Source organism: Halorubrum sp. BV1 (genome assembly GCF_000746205.1).
Lineage (GTDB): Archaea > Halobacteriota > Halobacteria > Halobacteriales > Haloferacaceae > Halorubrum.
This window is the reverse complement of sequence record NZ_JQKV01000005.1, coordinates 177,996-188,261: the sequence shown is the minus strand read 5'-3', so window position 1 is coordinate 188,261 and position 10,266 is coordinate 177,996. Positions and strand designations below refer to the sequence as shown.

Below are 10,266 nucleotides of genomic sequence, written 5' to 3'. Positions count from 1 at the left end.
ATCGTTCGTGGCGATCCGCCCAACAACGTGATTATTTACGGCAAAACGGGAACCGGGAAGTCACTAGTTGCTCGCCACGTCACAGAACGAGCCCGTCGAGCCGCGGAGTCGAACGGTGTGGCCGTGGGCACGGTCTACGTCGACTGCGCGCAGCACAACACACAGACACGCGTCGCGAGGACGGTAACTCGTTCACTCAACGAGACGGACGAGACTGACCTCGATATTCCACGCGCAGGGATTGGCAGCGGTGAATACTACGACTATCTCTGGGAGATTCTGGATACTGCCTACGAGTCAGTCATCATCATTCTCGACGAGGTGGACCGACTCGATGACGATGATATTCTTATGCAGCTTTCGCGGGCTCGCGAATCGGGGAAAGCGGATTGCCACCTGGGCGTCATCGCAGTCAGCAACAAAATCGAGTATCGCGACCAGCTGAACGAACGCGTCAAGTCCAGTCTTCGCGAGGAGGAGTTCGTCTTCCAACCCTACGACGCGAATCAACTGCGCGAGATTATGAAGCACCGACGGGACGCGTTCCACGATGGCGTTCTCTCGGATGATGTGATCCCGCTGACGGCGGCACTAGCCGCTCAAGAACACGGTGACGCCAGAAAGGCTATCGAAATTCTACGTCACGCCGGCGAACTAGCCGAACGAGAAAACGTCGACACAGTCGTCGAGGAACACGTTCGTGATGCTCAGGAGTGGGCTGAAATCGACCGGTTCGAGGAGCTTCTCCGTGGATCGACGACCCAGGTCAAATTCATCCTCTATTCTCTCGCGCTGCTCACCGAAGAGAATCCGAACGAGGATGGATTCTCTACCAACCGGATTTACGAACGGTATCAGGCGACGACAGAGAAGGCTGACGCGAAGACTCTCAGCGAGCACCGCGTCTACGAGCTGTTGAAAGAGCAGGCGTTCCTCGGTGTCGTTGAATCAACTCGGACCGGTGGTGGCCGGGGTGAAGGCAGTTATCTCGAGCACCGGCTGGTTCAGGATACCGGCATCGTGCTGAAATCTGTCCTCCGGGATAGCCGGCTGGAAGACCTGGCCTAGCTCCCGTTTCGGTCGCTGACTACACCCCTGATCACGAGTGTATCTCTCGATACGTCGGAAACGTGGGGTGGGTGATCCGAGGTCATCTTCTACTCCCAATAATCGACTTTGGCCGGGTGACGAAACGACGGAAACGTGGGGGGTGTGATCCCCTCGATCGTGGCTGCGTTCCCTCCACCAACCTCCAGTTACGACGGAAACGTGGGGTGGGTATCTTCTCTCCGAGTGTTACCTGTTTGGACTGACCGGACCCATTCACACTGAGGGGTGTGGGGTGGGTTGAACCCATTCACACTCTGGGGGGTGTCCTCTGCTACGCTACTAATTGCGCTTGACAAACCTCCGGCTACGGTTCACCACCGTCTACTCGTCGGGACTGACGGGGCCTTTATACTGGGAACGAACTTTTTCGCCTTCTCGCCACTGCCAGTAGTAGTAGCGGTTGTCGTTAATCTCCTTGATCGTGATCGTGGCCTTCGCCGGGACGTCGTCCGGCAGATCGTCGGGACGTTCTTCGATTTCGCTTTCATCTGAGTCCTCTTCGAGACGTGCCTCGCGAGCTTTGTGCTCAGCTAGCTCTTCAGCGTAGCGGGCAACGTGTTGTAGCTGTTCAGAGGGGTACTCGTTGAGCGTGTTGACGAGTTCTGTCGGGAGTTCCGCCGGCGGCGTCGGTGGTTCGTAGGACATCAGCGGTCGCCTCGTGTTAACCAACAAAGTGCGTATCGGCATAGATTTGTTGGTTAATCAGATATCGACTCGTCACGGGTTGAAGAGTATGAATAGCAAACTATTCAAAAATAGCAACCCGGGAACGCTGTCGATGTCAAACCAACGGCAATCAATTAAACCTCACCGTGGAGGCGGTCGATAATTCAATTGCTGCTGTGAACCTCACGAGCATTCTCTTTCTGACTCACGGTAGGAAACGTCGAGATCGAGATCGTCGTACATGCGATCGAGCATAGCAAGTGCTGACTGAAACGTCGCATAATGCTTCCGCATGAACTCTATCGTCTCGCGCCGAGAGATGACTGGATATCCTTCGACGTGGTCGGGGTTGAGCACCGAACGCTCGTTGAGGACGACTTGGAGAGGACCTTCAAATGATTCCTCCGGTTGTCGCTCAAATCCTGTTGGGATTCCAAACCGTTCGAAAAAACGCTGCCAGGCGTCGATGTCCTTCTCAAGGACGGCAAGAAAGAGCGGGTAGTCTCCGGGCTCGCGACCAACCTGATAGCCCCCTTGGGTCCACACGTAGACGGCGTCCACCTGTGTAAAGGCGAAGGGCCAGTCACCGAACTGTGGGAGTACGTACGCCTCTTCGATGGACGGTGGATTCACGGCGGCACTCGTGGCCAGCAGGTCTCGTGCCGCCTTACGGACGCGATCGTCGGTCACGAACAGTCCATCATCATATCGAAGATACCCTGCATCCTCTAGTTGATTGACTGCTTGTCGAACCGTTTCGTAGGGGGTGTGGAGATGTTGGGCTACCGTTCGGATCGAATCTCCAGGATTGACTGCGAGCAACACTCTAACAGCAGTCTCATCAAACGGTTCGTACATCTAACAGATACCAATATTTTGGTAACAGTCAAATAAATTACTACACTTTCGGCTATGCCGTTCTGAACGGCCTATGCAATCCGTCTGACTGACTCAAGTCCCGAGACACCAGCCAGTCTGTCTCTGACCTCCTCCTCATCGCCAATCGCCGTAGCCCACCGGACCGTAATTTCGACGGTGATGAGTGTGGCCGACAGCTGTGGCTCGATACTATCCAATTCGTCAATCGTGACGTCATCGATAGTTTCGGGCCGCGAGAGACGCTTCTCAGCGTCAGTGACGAGGTCTCCATCCGCGCCGCAGGGGATTCGAATCGTCACGACGGCAATTGTCGTCGAGTCTAGGTCGGTGGTATTGGATACTGCCATATTATCATCTCCGTTGAGGCGCGTCTCACGGGCCAGATGTTCGACAACTGTACTCCGAGTGCACGAGGGACGATTCGAACGCCCGTCTCGGTCGTGGCACGACCGCGTGTTTTCGAACTCCACCACTCGCGTATCCTCAAAGAAAAGATCCGAACAGGGCTAGGTCAGTTCGAACGCCTCGATCTCATCGATGATCTGCTTCGGATTCTCGGCGTGTTCGATGAACGAGAGGACGTTCTCCGACCATCCCGAGATGTTGTAGACGTTCTCGTAGCCTTCTGGCGTCACCAGGTCGCCGTAGGCCGCGAGGTCGACGAGATACAGCGCGGTGTCCGAAGACACCTCGTCTCGATACGCATCGAACGCGTCTTTGACCGTCTGGGAATCGCGGGCCGTGAACGGCGTGTTGTCCCAGATCTGCATATCGGTGAAGACGACGATGCGTTCGACGGGCTCACCTCGCTCGCGGAGGTAATCGATTGCCTTCCAGCCGTTCGTCGAGTTCCCGACGTCTTCGTCGATCGCCAACACCGCCGCTTGGCGCTGCAGGACTGGCGTGTCGACGTGCATCGGAACGGTCTGGAAGTCGTCGCCAAACCCGCCGACGTCAGCACCCTGGTCGGCCAGGATCGCACCGAACAACGCACCGATCTCCTTCAGTCGGAGCGTGCTGTTCGCGGACAGCGGCTGATCCATCGATCCCGACAGGTCGACCGCAACAAAGGTATCGCCGAGTCCGCCAGGCACCGTCTCGACCGCGACATCAATTGCGTCTTCGAGCCACTGCTCGACCGCCGGTGCCTGGACATCCGCGTCTTGCAGCGCGGTGTAGGCCTGGTAGTACCGGAACGGGTACAGCGGCGCGTGCCGGACGGCCTCCAGGTCGAGGTGATCCACGACGGTGGCCTCCGGAACGCCGGCTTCGAGCATATTCCGGAGGTTCCGGATCGATGCGAAGATGGGCAGCGTGTACTCGTCGTCCTCGATGAGCAGTTCCCAGGCGGCTTGGGTGTTGCCGCGCTCGGAGATAACCGTCTCCCACGTGTTCGGCGCCGGCAACGGGTCGACGTCGGGATAGTCGTCGAGGCCGCCACGCATGAACCGCTCGAAGAGCGCTTCCTGCTCGGCGTCGACGGGCGTGGGGTGAACGCGGTTGAAGACGTCGTGTAGCGTCACCTCGCGCCGCGACAGGTCGTACTTGCCCAGCGTGTAGGTGTCGGCCATCTCAACCAGCGCATCCTCGATCCCGCGTCGAAGCGGCCACGGCGCAGTCCCGTCGAACAGCTGATCGTGGACCGCGAGCGCGGTGGCCGTCTCGTCCATCCGCTGGATGATCGCCGGCGCCCATTCGCGGATGAGCGACTCGGGGGAGTCGTCCTTGAATCGGTCGTCGTTGGCTACCAGTACGAGTAGCACTTGTGGGATGTCCCGCAAGTAGAGCTCCTGGCGCGCATAGGCCGCGAGCTTCAGGACGAACTCCGGGTCGTCGTTTGCGGCGGCATCGAACTGCTGAACGACAGCAGCTAGCTGCTCGTCATCGGACTCGTAGAACGAGCCCTCCAGCAGTTGGTTGATCGTGCGCTTGTACAGTGCGAGTCGGGGGTCGGCAGGCTCGAACGCTTCCCCACCTTCGTAGTTGGTGGTCCGCGTTGCCTCCGCGACCGTTTGCTTTGGCGTGTTGAATTCCATCCTATCACCCGGAGCCGCAACAGGCGACTCCGATCGCAGCTGCCCACACGCTCTGTGAGCAACGAGTCTCGGGAGAGAAACTTCCCGAACCAGCCTCGCATCGCTCGGCTGGACGTTCCCGGCACGATTCGAACGTGCGACACCCGGCTTCGAAGGCCGGTGCTCTGTCCTGACTGAGCTACGGGAACACGAGTGGCCGGACAATTTCTGGAGCGAACGACGGGATTCGAACCCGTAATGTGCCATCGACGTAGCGCTCCAGATCGACGGCCACTGGCGACACGGCGACCGGAAAACTATCGGAGCGGAACCGGTGTCGAGCGTCCTCTCGTACGCTCTTTGTCCGGGATGTTCTCGATGGACTGCGCCACCGACAGGATTTGAACCTGCGAGTACCTGGCGAAGCAACGCTCCGACTCGACGGTCGCCACGTGCGGTCGGGCAACCGGTGGTGCGACGGGCTATGACTCCCGTTGGTGTGCTTTGCGGGCGAAGAAACGCACCATCTGGACGACCACACGCTTGGGGAACGCTGACCGTGACAGCGTCACGGATCCGTGGCTGCCCGCTATGTCAGCCACGGAAAAACGCTGTCAGGGCCAGCCTCCCCGAGTGCTCCCGAGGGGAATCGAACCCCCGACCTCCAGTTTGAAAAACTGGCGTCTCTCGCCAACGGAGACTCCGGGAGCGCGGTAGGGAAGAAATCAAGCGCTGAGGTGCGGCGGACACCCACGGATTATCGCAGGCGTTCGAAGCCCTCGAGTTGCCCGTGCGTGAACGTCACTTGATACGTGACGAGTGTATCGAGATCCTCGAAGGAGTGTTTGAGCTTGAAACGGCCGTGGTAGTCGTCTCGTTCGATCCAGCCGTCGTGGACTCGGTTCCGACAGCCGGCCATGTAGCGAAAATCGTCCTCGTCGACGTCGTCACGGCTCGCGTATGGCCGGTCTTCCGGCGGGACCGCTTCGGTGTGCCACTCCTCTTCGAGGAGCCGACCGTCCGCCGTAATCCGAAATGTGGTCATAGTCGGTCGATCGATGCCTTTCGTTTGCCAGTCGACGTCCTCGGCAGGAGTAATCCCTTCGGGGTACTCCGGTAGGTGGACGTCGTCGTAGAGTTCGACTGTATCGAATAGTCCCATTGTTGTCCTCCATCGCGGGACCAGGAGTCGAACCTGGGCCTCGGGGATATGAGCCCCGTGGACTGCCATTATCCTATCCCGCAGCACACAATTCGGAACTCACTCATGGACATCTCTCAGTTCTCCACAGCTGTCCGTCCCTCAATCTAGTCGGCTGGAAGTGAGAGGTCTCGGACTGTTGGAGAATGCTCCAGCCCGGATTCGAACCGGGGGCTCGGCCGTGAGAGGGCCGTGAGTTTGGCCGCTACTCCACTGGAGCGGGTTGGCCTCGTCTGGAACGGGTCGTCGGCCAGTGGGACGGGCAGGATTCGAACCTGCGTGTTCTCGTTACAAGTGAGATGAAGGAACTCTCACCGTCGCACCGGGTCTCCGGTGAAAATTCGGCGAGAGTGTGTGAATGCCAGGCTCTTCCACCGTCCCGCAGTCTCCCCGGCACGACTCGAACGTGCGTCTCCTCCTCTACAGGGAGGCATCGTAGCCGTTAGACCACAGGGAGAAAATGTCGCCGCGAGGATTCGAACCTCGGAAGGACCTACGCCAGCGGGTCTGAGCCGCTTCTCGTTGACCACTTGAGTACGGCGACGGAACGGTGAAGCGAGAATTGTCTCCCGGCACGGTGGCCGGATGCCGCCACCAGGATTCGAACCTGGGAAGGACTAACCACACGGGTCTCGACCGTGTCCGTTTGACCACTCTGGCATGGCGGCGCAATTCGAGAATCGCCAGCGACTCTGCGAATCACTTCGGTACGCAGCGGCGGGAGAGCGATTTGAACACTCGTGTCCTTGCGGACGCTACGGTTCCAACGCAGTCCCTTGACCAACCTAGGGAAACCCCGCCAACGGTGAGACGGAGAGTTGAACTCCGAAGCCCCGCGGCTCTCGGTTTCACACCGAGCGCGGTCGCCTATCCGCATGTCTCACCATCTCCGTCGGAACTTGCTCCGATGAGCCCGCCTCGCGTTTCTCACCAGGACACCGGAAGATGCGCATTACTCAGCTTCTGAGCTTTACTACCGAGGCGAATGTGTTCATCAGCATCCAGTCACGGCAAGGATGGTGTCACCTCGTTCCGTGGAAGTATGCGCCGTCCTCGGTGACGCAGATTTCCACGCTTCCAATCGTGTCGATAGACGTTGTTTCACCGAGCGGGACGTGACGGAACGCTTCCTCCTCGCAGGCAGGGCAGACATTCGTTGTCATGACGCCGCGACCCGGATTCGAACCGGGAGACCGATAGCAGACGGCCACGGCATAGCAGGCCGCTGGGTTCCCCAATACCCAGTCGCGGCACAGTGAGCCGACGCGGATTCGAACTTCGGTCCTGTGCGCCCAAGGCACAGATCGTCGTCCGCTGGACCATCGGCTCACTGGACTGCCGAGCGTTCGGCAGTTGATTATCTATCTGTACGACTTTCCAACTGCGCAACCGCGACCGAGTAGTCGTGGTTGCGCGTCTCATCGCGGGGGCGTACTTCGGGTGCTCCCGGGAATACCACACCGGCTCATGTAGGTTGCAGACCCTGCTGGGCCCAGCATCGTCGGAACGATCCAGCTGATCGCACCAACGGGCTGCCTACCTCGATGGGTATCCCCACGTGGCCACGCCACGCATCCACGCCGACGCTGGGATTTGAACCCGGATCACGGCCGTGACAGGACCGTATGCTCGCCGGATTACACCACGTCGGCATGTCGCCCCGGCCGGAATCGAACCGGCGACCTCCGGATTCAAAGTCCGGCGTCCCTCGCCAGCGGAGACTCCGGGGCTCGACGTAGCCGCAGCTCTCGCTGCGGGGCTGTTGGCTAACGACTTCCGTACGCTCAGCGCGGACGGAGTCCGCTCGCTCCTGTATCGAACGAACGGAAACCAAGCAGCCGCGAGCCTGGCACCCCGCACTCACATCAGGCTGTGTCCTGAGCGAGTACTGGGCACAGGCAGGCGGCAATCCCGTGTTCCCCGACCCGTGACGGGTAGTCCGTATGGGGGCCGAGTTATGCGGGTGAGAGTGTCCGGACGTCGCCGGATTGCGTCGAACTCTCGTATTCGAAGTCGACGTGGATCCGGCGGTTTGCGCCCGGGTTCTTCGCACGCTGATCTTGTAGGCACTCGCCGAACACGGGACCCGCGGCTAAGCGAGAACGAGCACGCCGCGGGGTGAGGCGAGTGATGATCATCGTGTTGAACTCTCTCGGTTTGAGGGGTGTATCGGACGTCAGCCTGAAATATCGTGGCAATTGTATTAAAATTAGTTAGGGTGTGTTACCCACAGACACGGCAGTCACACTCCAAGATACGGTTGCACACGACGTTTAATGTCCTAGCATTGGCTGTCGTCGATAGCCGGACGCTGGCCGGTGTTCTCGGTTGGACCCACAGAAACTATTTACACCAACCTGCTCTCTGGGGCGATAGATGACTGGCCGATCGCCGGTCCGGTGCTAGCCGGGAGCCCAGTCACACGGCGTGACTGACGGTTCTCGGTTAGATACCAATGACCGAGAATACCGACTCAAACGAATCTCAGAAGCCAGGGAGTGCAAACAGCGGGTGTTCCAACCACACAGAACAGCGATCATCCTCCGGATGCCAGTGCAGTGGTGCTTCCCCGCCGTGCGATGGATGTGACACCACCCAGTACGACAAACTCCACGAAGTCTCTCTCGGTGAACGGGCATATGATGTGTGTGGAGAGTGCCTCCAGCTCCTCGTTGACGATGTCGAGGAGTACCACTGGTGGGACCGCCTGACTGAAGCGCACTACAATCGCGCTGCGGAGTTTCTCCGCTCCCTCGATGCAGTCTGGTGCGTCAAAGATCAGGCGTACGCTGGCGGGGAACTGTGGGTCCACACGCCCTATTGCGATGCTGCAGTCGTCAGAGATGTGTGTGACCACTTTGGCTTTCAGATTCGCTGGTTTAGCGTTGTATACCCTGTTGACGATGGCTTCGAATGCGTCTCCGAGCACGGCCCCTGTGTCGAAATCAACCTCACGTTTACAGCCCACCGTTCGGATCCACTCCCGCTCGAATACGACATTCAGAATGACGTGACGTACCACGAGATCGAGTGGCTTGATGAGTATCGGCGCCTGTTCACGTCGCCTCCCGAGTAGTTCGGACTCGCAGATCGAATTGCCTCTCCAAAATACGGTTGCACAACCGTCCCACTATTTGACGACTCGATCTGAGCGCCAAGAGTCTGTATTCCACTCTCACCGATATGGTTATGAATACATCGGAGAGATTGGAATCTGTGAAGGGGCGGAGCTACGGGTTATCGACTGTTTGCGGGATCGGTCCTGCACGGTTGGCGAGTTAGCCAATGCAACGTTAAACCCAAATCGTGCGAGACTTTATCCGTCGGCAGAGCCAAGATTTGCCTGACCAATGAGTCTGGACGACGCGGTTAAGGAGGCTCTCGCAACATACGGGATGTCGCGGAGCGAAGAGGCCGAAGAAACCGGCCGGACGGTCGCGACGCTCCAAGACTAGCGCACGCCGCTTACTTGAGGGTCCGAATTTTCTCTGCGAACTCCGCCTTCGATAGCCCAGGGGCCTCCATCAGCTCGGGGTTGTCGGTGCGCTCAACTGCCTCTTCGACGAATTCGATCCAGAGCTCCTCGTGCGCTGTTGCGTAGACTGTTTTCGCTTCTGCGGGATACATATCCAGCTCGTATGCCGTCAGGTCGATCTGGACCTCGTGTTTCCGCTCAAGCGTTGTCGCTCCGAAGTCAGAGAGATGTTTGAGGAGCACATTCTTCCGACGAACCGTCAAGAGACGCTTTGACTCGTTAATATACTCGTTTACCCACTCCCGCCAGTCATATGTCTCTGAGTCGATTTCCACGGAGGTTTCTGGCATCGAGAAATCGGGAGCAATCCGACGGAGGTAGAACTGAACCAGGGCAACAGCAGTCCGATGGTTCGCATTCGGCAGCGCGTGTTTGAGAATGAGATTTGAGGCGAGACGGCCTGCAACATCAGTCGCGCTGCCCTCCCACGATGTCCGGTTGAGCGCGTCTGGGAGTGCATCGATGTCGATGCTCTTGTACGCTTCAACGGGAACTCCTTCTTCTTCCTCGTTCTGGGCTATGAGCGCTTGATAGATCTCGAGGAGCCGGGCAACGATAGTACCGTTGTCAGCACCCATCTCTGAGAGTACCTCGCCAAGATCGAATTCGAGATCGCCGACGTCCCCACCACCAACGCGGGAGGTATAGATACCGAAGAACTCGCTGTCAAGATCGTACTTGCGAACCTTCACCGCCACGTCATCGTCGTACTCGACAATCCTGGCAACGATCTCTGATGGAGCCTCGTGGACAAAATCAAGAGAGAACTGATTGTCGCCCGGATGGTGATAATAGACGTGACCCATCTACCTGATTCGCTGTACTTGGAGGAGCATCTTAATTCACGTCCCCCTCGGATC

8 protein-coding genes and 12 tRNA genes are annotated in these 10,266 nt (G+C 58.5%); 2 read left to right on the top strand and 18 right to left on the bottom strand.

What is annotated here, in order from left to right:
• Positions 1–1,068: Cdc6/Cdc18 family protein (locus EP28_RS09560; RefSeq protein WP_049983810.1), on the top strand; the 1,068-nt coding region annotated here is incomplete at its 5' end.
• A 363-nt stretch (positions 1,069–1,431) separates the two neighbouring features.
• Here EP28_RS09560 and EP28_RS09555 read toward each other — a convergent pair.
• From EP28_RS09555 to EP28_RS09485, 17 genes are all read right to left on the bottom strand, one after another.
• Positions 1,432–1,755, bottom strand: coding sequence for a DUF6788 family protein (locus EP28_RS09555; RefSeq protein WP_049983794.1), 324 nt, complete (start codon positions 1,753–1,755; stop codon positions 1,432–1,434).
• Between the two features lie 204 nt (positions 1,756–1,959).
• Positions 1,960–2,634 (bottom strand): MarR family transcriptional regulator, encoded by a 675-nt coding sequence (locus EP28_RS09550; protein ID WP_049983793.1) that lies wholly within the window; start codon positions 2,632–2,634, stop codon positions 1,960–1,962.
• Positions 2,635–2,705: 71 nt separating this feature from the next.
• Entirely contained in the window at positions 2,706–3,002 is a 297-nt protein-coding gene (locus tag EP28_RS09545) for a hypothetical protein (RefSeq protein ID WP_049983792.1), read from the bottom strand.
• A gap of 159 nt (positions 3,003–3,161) precedes the next feature.
• A complete protein-coding gene (locus EP28_RS09540) occupies positions 3,162–4,691 on the bottom strand; it encodes a TROVE domain-containing protein (protein WP_049983791.1) in 1,530 nt (509 codons plus the stop codon).
• Between the two features lie 113 nt (positions 4,692–4,804).
• Positions 4,805–4,879 (bottom strand) — tRNA-Arg (locus tag EP28_RS09535).
• A 425-nt stretch (positions 4,880–5,304) separates the two neighbouring features.
• A tRNA-Glu gene (locus EP28_RS09530) sits at positions 5,305–5,380 on the bottom strand.
• 47 nt (positions 5,381–5,427) lie between these two features.
• The gene (locus EP28_RS09525; protein ID WP_049983790.1) at positions 5,428–5,832 is read right to left on the bottom strand and encodes a hypothetical protein; all 405 of its coding nucleotides are present in this window, start codon (positions 5,830–5,832) and stop codon (positions 5,428–5,430) included.
• 12 nt (positions 5,833–5,844) lie between these two features.
• Positions 5,845–5,915, bottom strand: a tRNA-Met gene (locus EP28_RS09520).
• A gap of 103 nt (positions 5,916–6,018) precedes the next feature.
• Positions 6,019–6,091 (bottom strand) — tRNA-Glu (locus EP28_RS09515).
• A 34-nt stretch (positions 6,092–6,125) separates the two neighbouring features.
• Positions 6,126–6,252, bottom strand: a tRNA-Thr gene (locus EP28_RS14185).
• A gap of 80 nt (positions 6,253–6,332) precedes the next feature.
• Positions 6,333–6,415: transfer RNA gene (locus EP28_RS09505), tRNA-Leu, on the bottom strand.
• A gap of 42 nt (positions 6,416–6,457) precedes the next feature.
• Positions 6,458–6,539 (bottom strand) — tRNA-Leu (locus EP28_RS09500).
• Positions 6,540–6,586: 47 nt separating this feature from the next.
• Positions 6,587–6,672, bottom strand: a tRNA-Ser gene (locus EP28_RS14180).
• A gap of 364 nt (positions 6,673–7,036) precedes the next feature.
• Positions 7,037–7,123 (bottom strand) — tRNA-Ser (locus tag EP28_RS14175).
• 4 nt (positions 7,124–7,127) lie between these two features.
• Positions 7,128–7,200: transfer RNA gene (locus EP28_RS09495), tRNA-Pro, on the bottom strand.
• 249 nt (positions 7,201–7,449) lie between these two features.
• Positions 7,450–7,523: transfer RNA gene (locus tag EP28_RS09490), tRNA-Asp, on the bottom strand.
• 3 nt (positions 7,524–7,526) lie between these two features.
• Positions 7,527–7,602: transfer RNA gene (locus EP28_RS09485), tRNA-Gln, on the bottom strand.
• Positions 7,603–8,326: 724 nt separating this feature from the next.
• Here EP28_RS09485 and EP28_RS14585 point away from each other — a divergent pair.
• Complete coding sequence (locus EP28_RS14585; RefSeq protein ID WP_230455320.1) at positions 8,327–8,947, top strand: hypothetical protein; 621 nt, start codon at positions 8,327–8,329, stop codon at positions 8,945–8,947.
• A 389-nt stretch (positions 8,948–9,336) separates the two neighbouring features.
• Here EP28_RS14585 and EP28_RS09475 read toward each other — a convergent pair whose 3' ends face one another.
• Positions 9,337–10,212 (bottom strand): DUF8172 family protein, encoded by an 876-nt coding sequence (locus tag EP28_RS09475; protein WP_049983788.1) that lies wholly within the window; start codon positions 10,210–10,212, stop codon positions 9,337–9,339.
• Between the last annotated feature and the right edge of the window lie 54 nt (positions 10,213–10,266).